The sequence below is a fragment of the Streptomyces sp. TRM70350 genome, assembly GCF_019219825.1.
In the GTDB taxonomy this organism is placed as follows: Bacteria; Actinomycetota; Actinomycetes; order Streptomycetales; family Streptomycetaceae; genus Streptomyces.
In genome coordinates this window covers 100,296-113,208 of record NZ_JAHUXH010000023.1, presented here as the reverse complement: position 1 = coordinate 113,208, position 12,913 = coordinate 100,296, and the positions used below count along the sequence as shown (strand labels likewise).

Sequence of the window (12,913 nt, the reverse complement as noted above, 5' to 3'; positions counted from 1 at the left end):
GTTCCGACCATGAGCTGTCCATGGCCGACAGGTTCGCCGCGTACGGTTGACGCATGGATCTTCGACTGCCCGGACCGCGAGGGCTGCTTCGGCGGCCGCGACGGCTGATCGCCGCCGCGGCCGCCGTCGTCGTGCTCGCCGGTGCCGGTACGTGGACGGCCGTCGCCGACGACGACGCGCCCGCGGTGCGCCGCGCCGACCGGGCGCTGACCGTGGGCGACGGGGTGCGCCTCGACACCTCGTACTTCACCTCCGCGACCACCGGCCGCCGCCCCGCCGTGCTGCTGGCGCACGGCTTCGGCGGCAGCAAGGACGACGTACGGCAGCAGGCGGAGGAGCTGGCCCGCGACGGGTACGCGGTGCTCACCTGGTCGGCGCGCGGCTTCGGCGAGTCCACCGGCAAGATCGGGCTGAACGACCCGAAGGGCGAGGTCGCCGATGTGGCGCGGCTGATCGACTGGCTGGCCCGGCAGCCGCAGGTCGAGCTGGACAGGTCCGGCGACCCCCGCGTGGGCATGGCGGGCGGCTCGTACGGCGGCGCGATCTCGCTGCTGGCGGCCGGGTACGACGACCGCGTGGACGCCATCGCCCCGTCGATCACCTACTGGAACCTGGCCGACGCCCTCTTCCCCAACGGCGTGTTCAAGAAGCTGTGGGCGGGCATCTTCGTCAACTCCGGCGGCGGCTGCGCCAACTTCGAGCCGCGGCTGTGCGAGATGTACGAGCGGGTCGCCGAGTCCGGCACCCCCGACACCGAGGCACGCGAACTGCTCGAAGCGCGCTCGCCGTCGGCCGTCGGCGACCGCATCGACGTACCGACGCTGCTGGTGCAGGGCCAGTCGGACTCCCTGTTCCCGCTGGACCAGGCCGACGCGGCCGCGCGGGCCATCCGCGCGGGCGGCGCCCCCGTGGACGTCGACTGGATCGCCGGCGGCCATGACGGGGGCGATCTGGAGACCAGCCGGATCCAGCAGCGCGTGACGGCGTGGTTCGACCGGTACCTCAAGGGCGACAAGGGCGCCGACACCGGCCCCGCCTTCCGCGTCACCCGCACCGGAGGTGTCGACTCCACCGACGGCGAGGCCCTGCTGCGGGGCGCGAGCGCGGACACGTACCCGGGCCTGGAGAGCGGAGTCCGCTCCATCGGCATGAGCGGACCCGAGCAGACCTTCGACAACCCGCCCGGTGCCGGGCCGCCCGCCGTCTCCGCCCTGCCCGGCCTCGGCGCCGGCGGCGGCCTCGCCCAGCTCTCCGCGCTCGGGGTCGGCATCTCGCTGGACTTCCCCGGGCAGTCCGCGCGGTTCGAGTCGGCGCCGCTGAGCCAGGACCTGCGCATCACCGGTTCCCCGACGGCCACCGTCCACGTGCGGTCCAGCAGCGAGGACGCCGTCCTGTTCGCGAAGGTGTACGACGTCGGCCCCGACGGCCGCCAGCAGGTGCTGCCCTCCCAGCTGGTGACACCGGTCCGCGTCGAGGGCGCCAAGTCCGGCAAGGACGTGACGCTCACCCTGCCCGCCATCGACTACGAGGTCGGCAAGGGCCACCGGCTGCGCCTCGTCCTCGCCTCCACCGACCTGGCGTACGCCTCCCCGCTCGCCCCGGCGACCTACACCGTCTCCCTCAAGGGCGACCTGAAGGTGCCGACGGCTCCCGGGGTGACGGCGGCGGCCGCGCCGCTGCCCGCCTGGGTGTGGTGGCTGCCACTGACCAGTGCCGTGATCGCGCTGGCGCTGCTGCTCTCGGCCCGCCGCCGGACCGCCACGCCGGCCCCGGACCCCGCCCTGTCCGACGTCCCGCTCCAGATCACCGGCCTGAGCAAGCGGTACGCCAAGTCGGCGGACCGGTACGCCGTCCAGGACCTGTCGTTCCGCGTGGAGAAGGGCCAGGTCCTGGGCCTGCTCGGCCCCAACGGCGCGGGCAAGACCACGACCCTGCGCATGCTGATGGGCCTGATCAAGCCGGACGGCGGCGAGATCCGCGTCTTCGGCCACGCCATCCGCCCCGGCGCGCCCGTGCTGTCCCGGGTCGGCGCCTTCGTGGAGGGCGCGGGCTTCCTGCCGCATCTGTCCGGCCGGGAGAACCTGGAGCTGTACTGGCGGGCGACCGGCCGCCCCGCCGAGGACTCCCACCTGGACGAGGCGTTGGAGATCGCCGGGCTCGGCGACGCGCTGGCCCGCGCGGTGCGCACGTACTCGCAGGGCATGCGCCAGCGCCTCGCCATCGCCCAGGCCATGCTCGGCCTGCCGGACCTGCTCATCCTGGACGAGCCGACCAACGGCCTCGACCCGCCCCAGATCCGCGAGATGCGCGAGGTGATGATCCGGTACGCGGCCGCGGGTCGCACAGTGATCGTCTCCAGCCACCTCCTGTCGGAGGTCGAGCAGTCCTGCACGCATCTCGTGGTGATGGACCGGGGCAGGCTCGTGCAGGCGGGCCCGGTGGGCGAGATCGTCGGCTCCGGCGACACCCTCCTCGTCGGCACCGGTACGCCCGTGGAGGAGCCGGTCGTCGAGAAGGTCGCCGCCCTGCCGGGCGTCGCCTCGGCCGTCCTCACCGGCGACGGGCTGCTGGTCCGGCTGGACGCCGACGGCAGCGCCTCCCGCCTGGTCGCCGAACTGGTCCGGCTGGAGGTGCCGGTCGCCTCGGTCGGCCCGCACCGCCGCCTGGAGGACGCCTTCCTCACCCTGATCGGAGGTGCCGCATGAGCGGCAGCACGCTCACCGAGCGCACGGACTCCAAAGAAACCGCCTCCGGCTACCGGGCGGGCCGCACGCTGCCCCTGAGGGTCGAGCTGGTCCGCCAGCTCAAGCGGCGCCGCACACTGGTCATGTTCGGCATCCTCGCCGTCCTGCCCTTCGTCCTGGTCGCCGCCTTCGCGATCGGCGGCGAGCCGGACGGCGGCGGCGACCGGATCACGCTGATGGACACGGCCACCGCGTCGGCGGCCAACTTCGCCGCGGTGAACCTGTTCGTGTCGGCGGGCTTCCTGCTGGTCATCCCGGTCGCCCTGTTCTGCGGGGACACCGTCGCCTCCGAGGCCGGCTGGTCCTCCCTGCGCTATCTGCTCGCCGCTCCCGTGCCCCGGGCGAGGCTGCTGTGGTCCAAGCTCGTCGTCGGACTCGGCCTCAGCCTGGCCGCCATGGTGCTGCTGCCGATCGTCGCGCTGGCCGTCGGCATCGCCGCCTACGGCTGGGGCCCGCTGCAGATCCCCACCGGCGGCGTGCTCGACGCGGGCACGGCGGCGCAGCGGCTGGTGGTGGTCGTGGCGTACATCTTCGTGTCCCAACTGGTCACCGCGGGGCTGGCGTTCTGGCTGTCCACCAGGACGGACGCGCCGCTCGGCGCGGTCGGCGGCGCGGTCGGCCTGACCATCGTCGGCAACGTCCTCGACGCGGTCACCGCCCTCGGCGACTGGCGTCACTTCCTGCCCGCGCACTGGCAGTTCGCCTGGGCGGACGCCGTACAGCCCGAACCACAGTGGTCCGGCATGATCCAGGGCACCGCGATTTCCCTGACGTACGCGCTGGTGCTGTTCGCCCTGGCCTTCCGCGGGTTCGCCCGCAAGGACGTGGTGTCGTAGCGGACGCAATTTTATGATCAATGGATTCGCCGACCAGATGTGTATCCCATATCCCTCTGAAGAATTCCGAGAAATGCGCTCCTTCACTCCCGCGGCATTCATGCGTATGGAGTAGTGCATTGCTTCGGGCGGATCCCGGACTGCTATGTTCTCCGTCTGTCGGATCAGGGATGACTTACACGTGAGGTGAATCATGAAGAAGGCAGTTTTCACAACTGCGGCGCTGGCTGTCGGCGCGGGGCTTGTGGGTGGCTCCGCCGTCGCGGCGTCGGCGGCCGACAAGGCACCTGTCCGCGAAACCGGTCCGCTCGGCCTCATGTCCCAGACCGAGGTGACTCCGGCGCTCGTGCCCGCGGCCGACACCGTGACGCGGCTGGCCCGCAACGGCAACATCACGAAGGGCAGCGCGTTCGACGAGAAGAAGACCGGGAAGATCTCCGGTGTGTACCTGGACGGTGTCAGCCGTGGTGGCGCCAAGAAGCCCGCGATTCCGGTGAACAACCCGGTCGGAACCGGGGAATTTCAGATCCGCCCGCTGAATGCGCCGACCAGCGCCGGGGTCGGTAGCCTGTTCAATCGGGGATGACGCGAAAAACGCTCGGAATTCTGACCCTCTGATCCGGTTCTCGGCAGCCGGAGACTGACACCGCAGTGTCGCGGGACGGATCGGCCCCATGACGGCCCTGGTCCGGCCCCCGTCCGGCGCCTCGAAGGCACAGGCCCCGAGGCTGATCCGGCCCCGCAGCTTCGCACCCACTCGGCGGTCCGACGCCGCGCGGGGCCTGCCTCAAAACCTGTCCGGCCCACTGGATTCCTCCTTGCCAGTGGGCCGGACGCATGTCGGCGTGCACTCCGGCCTCTGATGCGCCGTACCGATTCCTTGCCGTTCTCGGTGCACGAATCATTCCGCCATCCGATGGAATCTGCCCCGTATGGGCGGTTTCCGCGTGACCTTTAGTCACAAATTTCGGTTTCCTGTTATGTAAGCGGGCTCTACCGTGGATCCAGAAAGGAACCGAGTTGACCAGGAAGTTCGCGGTTGTCACCGCCCTCACCCTTGGCGCTGTCTGCGGCAGCGCCGGCGTAGCCACCGCCCACTCGGACAACACCAACGTCACCGGCGGTAAAGGATTTTCGTCGTCCCCGGTCGTCGTGAATGCCCCTCAGCAAGGCGTTCTCGTCGTCAACGGCACGCTCGTCGATGGGCGCTGCATCGCGCCGTGGTCGAACGGTTCCGTCCTCGGCGGCGTCGCTGCGCCGAACTCGCACTACGCCGCCTGCAACACGGCAACGGTCGACCAGTCGCAGAACTCCCCGTACGCGGGCGGCCTGCTGTTCTGACCCCCGGCTCCGAGTTGTTCGGAGCAGGTGAACATCCTTACAACGCAGCCCGGAAAGGCCATCTCATGCGCAAGAAGGTTACGGCTGTATCCGCCTTCGCCGCGGGCATCGTCCTGGCGGCCGGTGGCGTCGCCGCAGCATGCAACTGCACGGACGTCACCGGAGGCGACGGCTTCTCGTCGTCCCCGGTCGTCGTGAACGAACCTCAGCAGGGCGCTCTCGTCTCCAACGGCACGCTCGTCGACCTCCGCTGCGTCGCGCCGTGGTCCAACGGTGCCGTCCTGGGCGGCATCTATGCGCCGAACTCGCACTACGCCGCCTGCAACACGGCGCCCATCGACCAGTCGCAGAACGCCCCGTACCTCGGCGGCCTGCTCTTCTGACCCTCCTTGCGCTCCGATCGATTCGGAGCGGGGGAGACGTCCCAATCGCCCTCTTCCGAAAGGCGCATTCTCATGCGTAACAAGGTTACGGCCCTCTCCACCCTGGCTGCGGGCATCGTCCTCGCGGCTGCCGGCACCGCTGCGGCCGACGGCAACAACACCACCGCCACCGGTGGCGACGGCTTTTCGCAGTCCCCGATCGTCGTCAACGCCCCTCAGCAGGGGCTCGCCGTCGTCAACGGTTCCCTGATCGACGGCCGCTGCATCGCGCCGTGGTCCAACGGTGCCGTGCTCGGCGGCGTCGTTGCGCCGAACTCGCACTACGCCGCGTGCAACACCGCGACCGTCGACCAGTCGCAGAACGCCCCGTACGCGGGCGGCCTGCTGTTCTGAGCATTGCCTCACCCTGGCGGTCCGCCGAGTGTCGGCGGGCCGCCACCGGCCTTTCCGCCCTTTCCGCCCTTTCCGCGACGCATACTGAACCTGAATACGCCGAAGCCTGAATACGCCAAAGGTCGGCTCCGATCACTACGGAGCCGACCTGAAACGCTGTGCCGGTGTGGTCCGCTACTCGGCGACGTGAAGCCGGGCAGGCAGCTTGCCAGGCATCTTGCCGTTGATGGGGTTCTTGCCGTTGAGGGGGTTCGGCAGGGCGCCGCCGAAGACGGGGGTCTTCACGACACCCGACCGCTTCACGCCCTCCGCCGCGTGCTTGACGTCGTTGGCCACCTGACCCGTCGGGACCTCGGCTGCCTGGGGGAGCGCGCGGGCCACCGTCTTCCCCTCCTCGATGAGGCCCTGCGCCGGCAGGTCCGCCGCAAGAGCGGGCGCCGCGGTGCCTGCGATGGCAAGAGTGCCGACAACGAGGACGGCAGCCTTCAGACTCTTCATGCTGTTCCTTTCTTCGCGGGTGTCTGGGATCTCAGTTCCCCCGGCTAACGAGACAGGAGCGCCACGGGAAACCCCGCCGCCGACAAGTTCCCGGAACTCATACGAAAAGACCTGCTCCCGTCGGATTATCTGCCGTTTCCTCCATCGGTGTACCGCAGACCTCCCGACACAGCCGACGGTTCCTCAGACAAGTGCGGATAAGCGACTAGTGTGGTCGTCCGAATCCGGCGGATTTTATGAAGGGAAGCCTCGGTCATGCGCATTTCCCTGGGACCCGTCCCGGACCGTGCGGCGCCGTCCGCAGCACATGAGCCGCACGTCCTGCACGTCACCCAGCCGGTCGAGGGCGGTGTCGCCCGGCTCGTGGCGGACCTGGCGGCACGGCAGCGCGCCGCGGGGCTGCGGGTCACCGTGGCCTGCCCGTCGGGGGGCACGCTGACGGACGCACTACGTGCGACGGGTTGCACGGTGATCCCCTGGGAGGCGACCCGCGCACCGGGGCGCCGGCTCCCGGGCGAGGTACGGCGGCTGGCGCGACTCGTGCGTGCCGTGCGGCCCGACGTGGTGCACGCGCACAGCGCGAAGGCGGGCCTCGCTGCCCGGCTTGCGGTGCGCGGCCGGCTCCCGACCGTCTTTCAGCCACACGCATGGTCGTTCGAGGCCGTGGACGGAAATCTGGCCGACGCGGCTGTGTGGTGGGAGCGGTTCGGGGCGCGATGGACGGCGCGCGTCCTGTGCGTGAGCGAGGCGGAACGGCGTACCGGCGAGCAGCATGGCATCACCGCCCACTGGCAGGTGATCCCCAACGGCGTCGACACACGCAGGTTCCGGCCGGAGGGGATCAGCGCTCGGACCGCGGCGGGCCCCCTCGTCGTGTGCGTGGGACGGCTGTGCCGCCAGAAGGGCCAGGACGTGCTCCTTCAGGCCTGGCCCGCCGTCGTGCGGCAACTGCCCGCCGCCCGGCTGGTGCTGGTCGGCGACGGCCCGGACGCGGACCGCCTGCACGCTGCTGCGCCCGCGTCGGTGGAGTTCGCCGGCACGGCACCCGACCCCGCCCCCTGGTACCGGGCCGCCGACGTCGTGGTCCTGCCGTCCCGCTGGGAGGGCATGGCGCTCGTCCCCCTGGAGGCCATGGCGTGCGCCCGGCCCGTCCTCGTCACGGACGTGGACGGAGCGCGTGAGAGCCTGCCGTTCGGTCATCTGCCGCATTGCCTGGTGCCGCCCGAGCACCCCGACGCGCTGGCGCGGGCGCTGACGGCGTTGTTGCGCCGGGCCCCGCTGCGCGCGGCGCTGGGCGCACAGGGCCGCGCCCATGTGCTCGCCGAGCACGACGTACAGCGGGCCACGGACGCGGTGATCGATGTGTACCGCGAACTGCTCGGCATCGTCACCACGCCGGTCGTCGTACCCAGCCAGAGCAGGGAGTCCATCACCACGTGACGGAGCGCGAACGACGGGCCCTGTGCCGCAGCCGGCACAGGGCCCGAACCGACTCCGTCACTGGCCGTACGCGTACCGCAACATCATGCGCTGACGCTCCCGGGTGTGCTCCGCGAACAGTTCGGCCAGCCGCACGTCGTTCTTCTCGCCGGGACCGTGCGTGAGCACAGCGATGGCCGCTGCCGCCAGATGTCGCGGTGTGTCGACCAGGCCGGTCAGGCCCAGGGACTCCAGGGCCGGGATGCGCCGCGCCACCACCGGCCGCCCCAGCCCCACCGCCTCCAGGAGCGTCATCGGCGCTCCCTCCCACAGGGCGGTGTGCGCGTACACGTCCACCTGACCGAGCAGTCGCTGCAGGGAGCGGTGGTCCAGCCACCCGGTGACCGTGACACCGGCCCGCTCCAGTCGCTCCCGGTGGGCGGGGTCGCCGCCGCCGAGCCAGAACCAATGGCTCGACGGCATCAGCCGCCGCCCTTCGGCAGCCGCTTCCGCGAAGAAGGCGGGGTCCTTCTGCGGGCACAGCCTGCCGACGGCGGCAACCGTCCGAGGCGGCAGGCTGCCGAAGTCGCCGGTGCGTACCGCGGCTTCTGCCCGCGGCCGCAGCGGGACGGCCGTGGCGTCCTGACGGGGCACCAGGTTGGGTACGTGGACGGCCCGCTGGCGCTTGCGCAGGGAGCGGGCGAGTTCGACCTCACGGGGGCTGACACCCGCCACGGTGCCGGTACGCCGGGACAGCACACGCTCGACCGCCTGCACCGCCGCCACGGCGTGCCGCGCGAGGTCGCCGCGCTCCATCGCGTAGCAGTGCGGGGTGTAGACGATGCGCTCCGTCGGCACGGAGGGGGCGAGGCGCACATAAGCCCCCGCCAGGGAGGAGTGGGCGTGGACCACGTCCGGCCGGAGCCTGCGGAACAGCCGCCCCACGTCGCGGACGCGTGCGAAGTGGCCGGACGGCATCCGCCACACCCCGTCGAAGAGCGCGTCCGTGTCAGTGATCTGGCAGTCGGCGCGCTCGGACATCAGCAGCAGGTGCCGTACCTCCGGAACGGATCGCACGTAGTCGCGGACCGCCGTCTGCACCCCGCCGCCCCACGCCTCCGCGACATGCAGGACAGTGGGCCGCCTTCCGCCCTCCGCCGTCCTGCCCGGGTCACCGCGCATTGCGCGTTCTGAGGACGGCGGGCAGCGTGCGCAGGAGGATGAGCAAATCCAACTGCAGGCTCCACTGGTCGACGTACCGCAGGTCGAGCCGGATCGCCTCGTCGGCCGTGGTGCTGGAGCGGCCCGAGACCTGCCACAGCCCCGTCATGCCCGGCTTGACGGACAGCCGCTTCGCCCGGTCCTCCGAGGGCAGCGTCTGGTTCTCGGGGCGCAGGTTGGGGCGCGGCCCCACCAGCGACATCTCGCCCCGGAGCACGTTGATCAGCTGAGGAAGTTCGTCCAGTGAGGTCTTGCGCAGCAGACGGCCGACCGGCGTGATGCGCGGATCGTGCCGTGGTTTGGCGCAGATGGACATCGCCCTGCCGTCCGCCAGCAGCAACTCCGCCAGGTCCACGGTCGAATTGGCGTACATGGTGCGGAACTTCAGGACGGTGAACGGCCGTTCGCCCAAGCCGTCCCGGCTCTGCCGGTAGATGACGGGTCCCGCACTGCTGACGGCCACCACGAGAGAGATGAGCACCATCAGAGGCAGAAAGGCGACCAGCAAAAGCGCGGAGAGCACGAGGTCCAGCATGCGCTTGACGCGGGAGTCGGCGCAGTGAGCACGTGGCTCGCCGGTGAGCGAAGGCTGTGGCGTCACCTCCAAGCTCTCGGCCTCGCTCAGCGTATGAACTACTCCTCCCACAGCACTACTCCTCCCGAAATGGAAGAAAACTAATCTGACATCCGGAATGTAGGAGGGTCGCCATCGCAGGTTGTCCGCGACATACCGCGGCCCATTCGGTCGCCGAGGCAAGACACCCGTTCGACGCATCGGGGGTCGGCTGGTGACGCCGACGGAGTGACTGGCGGTTCCGGGACACGACACGTCCGACCCCACGGTTCCGACACAGTTGACGACTTCTCAGGTAAATACAGATGCCGATAGAGGTGCTCGCCCCCGAAAACCAGCGAACTCCGCCGAGTCACAGTTCTCGATCCCCACGCCCGAAGAATTCACGTCGACAGCGCAGTCTCACCTCTTGCCGCTGGTTTCAAAAACGCAGGGAGACCACCCCCACATGAGCACGACGTCCGCAGCCGCGTCACCGTGGGCACCACCCCTGCCGTCGCTGCGCCGGGCCGCTCCCGTCCTGCCCGTCGTGGCGTTGATCGCCCTGATCGGACTGCCGTACATGTCGGACGGCCTCGTCACGCCCGCCGACGCCGCCTCCGGGCTGGTGGTGCTCTGGGCCGTCGTACGCACCGTGCGCCGGGCCCGGCGTCCGCTGACGCGAACGGCCGTCGTCGTGCTCGGGCTGCCCGTGATCGGCGTCGCGGTCGCCGCGACCGGCGCGTCCAGCGCGGGCGCGGGCCTCGTGGGATTCGCCCGCTACCTGCAGGTCTGCGTACTCGTCCCGGTCGCCGTGCTGGTGCTGCTGCGCGACCGCCGCGATGTGCGGCTGGTGGCCTGGTCGATGATCGGGCTCGCGGTGTGGGAGGGCGCGGTCGGGGTGCACCAGTACATGACGGGTACGGGCGCCCTGTACGACGGGGTGTACGTCCGGGCCGTGGGCACCTTCGGGCCGACCGAAGTGATGGCGATGGCGATGGTCGTCGCGTCCGGTGTGGTCGCCGCCACGGGTCTCGCCCTCGGGGCGCCCACACGGCGGGAACGGATCGTGGCGACGGTGCTCGCGCTGGCGCTGCTCCTTCCGCTGACGGTGTCCTTCAGCCGGGGTTCCTGGATCGCCACGGTCGCGGCCTGCGGAGCACAGCTGCTGCTGGCCGGGGTGCGGCGGGCGATGAAGGTGTTCGCGGCGGCGGCCGCGGCCGCCGTGGTGCTGGTCGGCGGGTTCGGGGTGGGGACGTCGATGCTGCAGGAGCGCCTGGCGAGCATTTCGCACGTCACCGACGCTCCGGACCAGTCGGTCGTCGACCGCTATTCACTGTGGTCGGCCGCGGTCGGCATGTGGCGGGAGAAACCGTTGACGGGCGTGGGGCTGAGAGATTTTCCCGAATACCGGGACGGTCATGCCCCGCTCGCGATGAATTCCGCCTCCGACACCGACGGAGCGGGCCACGGCTATTACCGCGAGCCCTTTCTCTCACCGCACAACATGTACCTGGAGATCCTCAGCGAGCAGGGGCTGCTCGGCGTGGTGACGGTGGGCGGAAGCTGGCTGGCCCTGCTGGTGTGCGCACTGATGCGCACCCGCCGGGCCCGGCCCCGCCCGGACTGCGCGATCATCGCCTGCGGTCTGCTGCTGTGGCACCTCGTGGACTTCCTGTACGGCGACATCGGAGGCTCCGCCACCGTTCTCATCGGCGTCAAGTTCGGCCTGGTGGCCTGGTGGGCACTGGGCCACGACGCGCCGGACGGCAGGGCCCCGCTGCCGGAAGCGAGCCCGCGATGAGGCCCACGCCGACGACGCTTCCCGACGACGTACCGGATCAGGCCTCGACGACGACCGAGGCCACGGCTCGTCGCGCGGACACGGAGCCCACCTCGGCACCCTCGGGCCGCTTCCTCGCGAAGGCGACCTTGCTCACGACCGGGCTGTCCATGGCCGGGATGCTGCTCGGACTCGTCCGGGATCAGTTCCTGGCCCGCTTCTTCGGGGCGAGCGGCGAGACCGACGCCCTGCTGGTGGCCTGGATCCTGCCCGAGCTGGTCGCGGCGGTGCTGGTCGACGGCGGGATGGTGATCGTGCTGATCCCCGTGTTCAGCGTGGCGCTGGCCCGGCGGGCGCGCGGCGCGCTCGCGCCCGACCCGGTGCGGGAGCTGATCGCCTCCACGCTGCCCTGGCTGGGCCTCGCCTTCGCCGCCGTGGCCGCGGTGTTCATCGCCGGGGCGCCGCTGCTGGTCTCCGTCCTCGCACCAGGCCTGCCCGATCCCTCCCTCGCGGTGGACTGCACCCGCATCACCGCGACCTGCGTGCTGACCTTCGGGCTGCTCGGGTACTGCAGCGCGGCCCTGCAGGCACACCGCTCGTACCTCGCCCCCGCGACGATCTCCCTCGTCTCCAACAGCGCCATCGTCGCGACGATGGTGGCCCTCGCCGGCCACTGGGGTGTGCGGTCCGCCGCACTCGGGGTCGCGCTCGGGGGATGCCTCGCGCTCACCGTGCTGGCCCTCACCTTGCGCCGCAGGATCGCCGTCGGACCCCGGCAGCCCGCCTCCGCGGATGCCGGTGAGGGCGGCCGGTCGCTGACGCTCACCCTGGTCGCCACGGTGCTGCTGTTCGCGCTGTGCCGCCACTCACAGGTTTTCGTGGAGCGCCATTTCGGGTCGGCGCTGCCCGCCGGCGCCGTCTCGCACCTGAACTACGCCCAGAAGGTCGGGCAGTACCCCATGGTGCTGGCGCTGACGCTGGCCGTCGTGACCTATCCCCTGTTGACCCAGGCCGTCGCCCAGGGCGACATGCGGCGGGCCCGGGACCGTATCGAGCGGGATCTGGTCCTGGTGTCCTGCATCGCGCTGCTGGGCGCCGCCGCGATCGTGGCCTGTGCGCCGCAGATGGTCCATCTTCTCTTTCAGCGCGGCGCGTTCACGGCCGAGGACACCGAGGCGACCGCCGCCATCCTGCGGGCGTACACGCTCGGAATGCTCGGCCACACGTTGGTGGGCGCGCTGGTGCGGTCGTACTTCTCGGCGGGGCGCGCCACCTGGTACCCGGTGGGGGCGATGGCCGCGGGCATGGTCGCCACCGCCGTCATCGCCGCCTGGGCCGTGGGGCCCTGGGGCGCGTGCGGCATCGCGGCGGCCAACGCGGTCGGCATCACCCTCTCCGCACTGCTCCTGCTGAGCGGGCTGGGCAGGCGCAGCGTCGCCGTACGCGTCCGTCGCGTCGTCACCGAACTGGCCAAGCCGGTGGGCGCTGCGGTGGGCGCCGCCGGAGCCGGGTTCGTCTGCGCACAGTCGTTCAGCTCGCCGCCGGCCGCCCTCGCCGCGGGCTGCCTGGGCGTCACCGCCGTCTACCTGCTGTTGGTCTGGGCCCTCGACGCGGCAGGCGCCCGGTCGCTGGCCCGCAGCGCCTTCCTCACCATCCGACGCTCCCTCACACGAAAGCAGAAACATGGTCATTGACGCCTCAGAAGCCCACCCAACGGCTGGGCAGGATACCGGGCCGGTCGT

12 protein-coding genes are annotated in these 12,913 nt (G+C 71.0%); 9 read left to right on the top strand and 3 right to left on the bottom strand.

Features of this window, described 5'->3' with window-relative positions; all coding sequences use genetic code 11:
- The first annotated feature begins 53 nt into the window (after nucleotides 1-53).
- The 6 genes from KWI83_RS27970 (at nucleotide 54) to KWI83_RS27945 (ending at nucleotide 5,697) form a co-directional block, all read left to right on the top strand.
- On the top strand, nucleotides 54-2,705 hold the full coding sequence (locus KWI83_RS27970) for a CocE/NonD family hydrolase (RefSeq protein WP_218517163.1): 2,652 nt from the start codon (nucleotides 54-56) through the stop codon (nucleotides 2,703-2,705).
- On the top strand, nucleotides 2,702-3,580 hold the full coding sequence (locus KWI83_RS27965) for an ABC transporter permease (protein WP_218517162.1): 879 nt from the start codon (nucleotides 2,702-2,704) through the stop codon (nucleotides 3,578-3,580). The genes KWI83_RS27970 and KWI83_RS27965 overlap by 4 nt, the downstream gene beginning before the upstream one ends.
- Before the next feature lie 193 nt (nucleotides 3,581-3,773).
- On the top strand, nucleotides 3,774-4,166 hold the full coding sequence (locus KWI83_RS27960; protein WP_256362905.1) for a hypothetical protein: 393 nt from the start codon (nucleotides 3,774-3,776) through the stop codon (nucleotides 4,164-4,166).
- A 434-nt stretch (nucleotides 4,167-4,600) separates the two neighbouring features.
- The gene (locus KWI83_RS27955; protein WP_218517161.1) at nucleotides 4,601-4,921 is read left to right on the top strand and encodes a hypothetical protein; all 321 of its coding nucleotides are present in this window, start codon (nucleotides 4,601-4,603) and stop codon (nucleotides 4,919-4,921) included.
- Nucleotides 4,922-4,986: 65 nt separating this feature from the next.
- Nucleotides 4,987-5,304, top strand: coding sequence for a hypothetical protein (locus tag KWI83_RS27950; RefSeq protein ID WP_218517160.1), 318 nt, complete (start codon nucleotides 4,987-4,989; stop codon nucleotides 5,302-5,304).
- 72 nt (nucleotides 5,305-5,376) lie between these two features.
- Nucleotides 5,377-5,697, top strand: coding sequence for a hypothetical protein (locus KWI83_RS27945; RefSeq protein WP_218517159.1), 321 nt, complete (start codon nucleotides 5,377-5,379; stop codon nucleotides 5,695-5,697).
- A gap of 174 nt (nucleotides 5,698-5,871) precedes the next feature.
- Here KWI83_RS27945 and KWI83_RS27940 read toward each other — a convergent pair whose 3' ends face one another.
- Entirely contained in the window at nucleotides 5,872-6,195 is a 324-nt protein-coding gene (locus tag KWI83_RS27940) for a hypothetical protein (RefSeq protein WP_218517158.1), read from the bottom strand.
- 255 nt (nucleotides 6,196-6,450) lie between these two features.
- On the opposite strand from KWI83_RS27940, the gene KWI83_RS27935 reads away from it, so the two are divergent.
- On the top strand, nucleotides 6,451-7,635 hold the full coding sequence (locus KWI83_RS27935) for a glycosyltransferase family 4 protein (protein WP_218517157.1): 1,185 nt from the start codon (nucleotides 6,451-6,453) through the stop codon (nucleotides 7,633-7,635).
- 57 nt (nucleotides 7,636-7,692) lie between these two features.
- On the opposite strand, the gene KWI83_RS27930 is transcribed toward KWI83_RS27935, so the two are convergent.
- On the bottom strand, nucleotides 7,693-8,796 hold the full coding sequence (locus tag KWI83_RS27930; RefSeq protein ID WP_218517156.1) for a glycosyltransferase family 4 protein: 1,104 nt from the start codon (nucleotides 8,794-8,796) through the stop codon (nucleotides 7,693-7,695).
- Nucleotides 8,786-9,370 carry a sugar transferase gene (locus tag KWI83_RS27925; protein WP_218517155.1) on the bottom strand — a complete coding sequence of 195 codons (585 nt, stop codon included), beginning with the start codon at nucleotides 9,368-9,370 and terminating at the stop codon, nucleotides 8,786-8,788. The genes KWI83_RS27930 and KWI83_RS27925 overlap by 11 nt, the downstream gene beginning before the upstream one ends.
- Before the next feature lie 487 nt (nucleotides 9,371-9,857).
- Here KWI83_RS27925 and KWI83_RS27920 point away from each other — a divergent pair, with 487 nt between their 5' ends.
- Nucleotides 9,858-11,192, top strand: a complete 1,335-nt coding sequence (locus KWI83_RS27920) for an O-antigen ligase (protein ID WP_218517154.1) — start codon at nucleotides 9,858-9,860, stop codon at nucleotides 11,190-11,192.
- Nucleotides 11,189-12,865 (top strand): murein biosynthesis integral membrane protein MurJ, encoded by a 1,677-nt coding sequence (gene murJ / locus KWI83_RS27915; protein ID WP_218517153.1) that lies wholly within the window; start codon nucleotides 11,189-11,191, stop codon nucleotides 12,863-12,865. The genes KWI83_RS27920 and murJ overlap by 4 nt, the downstream gene beginning before the upstream one ends.
- Nucleotides 12,866-12,913: the final 48 nt, after the last annotated feature.

Coding starts and splice junctions, on each gene's coding strand:
- KWI83_RS27970 (WP_218517163.1), top strand. CDS start 54: ATGGATCTTCGACTGCCCGGACCGCGAGGGCTGCTTCGGCGGCCGCGA.
- KWI83_RS27965 (WP_218517162.1), top strand. CDS start 2,702: ATGAGCGGCAGCACGCTCACCGAGCGCACGGACTCCAAAGAAACCGCC.
- KWI83_RS27960 (WP_256362905.1), top strand. CDS start 3,774: ATGAAGAAGGCAGTTTTCACAACTGCGGCGCTGGCTGTCGGCGCGGGG.
- KWI83_RS27950 (WP_218517160.1), top strand. CDS start 4,987: ATGCGCAAGAAGGTTACGGCTGTATCCGCCTTCGCCGCGGGCATCGTC.
- KWI83_RS27945 (WP_218517159.1), top strand. CDS start 5,377: ATGCGTAACAAGGTTACGGCCCTCTCCACCCTGGCTGCGGGCATCGTC.
- KWI83_RS27940 (WP_218517158.1), bottom strand. CDS start 6,195: ATGAAGAGTCTGAAGGCTGCCGTCCTCGTTGTCGGCACTCTTGCCATC.
- KWI83_RS27935 (WP_218517157.1), top strand. CDS start 6,451: ATGCGCATTTCCCTGGGACCCGTCCCGGACCGTGCGGCGCCGTCCGCA.
- KWI83_RS27930 (WP_218517156.1), bottom strand. CDS start 8,796: ATGCGCGGTGACCCGGGCAGGACGGCGGAGGGCGGAAGGCGGCCCACT.
- KWI83_RS27925 (WP_218517155.1), bottom strand. CDS start 9,370: ATGCTGGACCTCGTGCTCTCCGCGCTTTTGCTGGTCGCCTTTCTGCCT.
- KWI83_RS27920 (WP_218517154.1), top strand. CDS start 9,858: ATGAGCACGACGTCCGCAGCCGCGTCACCGTGGGCACCACCCCTGCCG.
- murJ (WP_218517153.1), top strand. CDS start 11,189: ATGAGGCCCACGCCGACGACGCTTCCCGACGACGTACCGGATCAGGCC.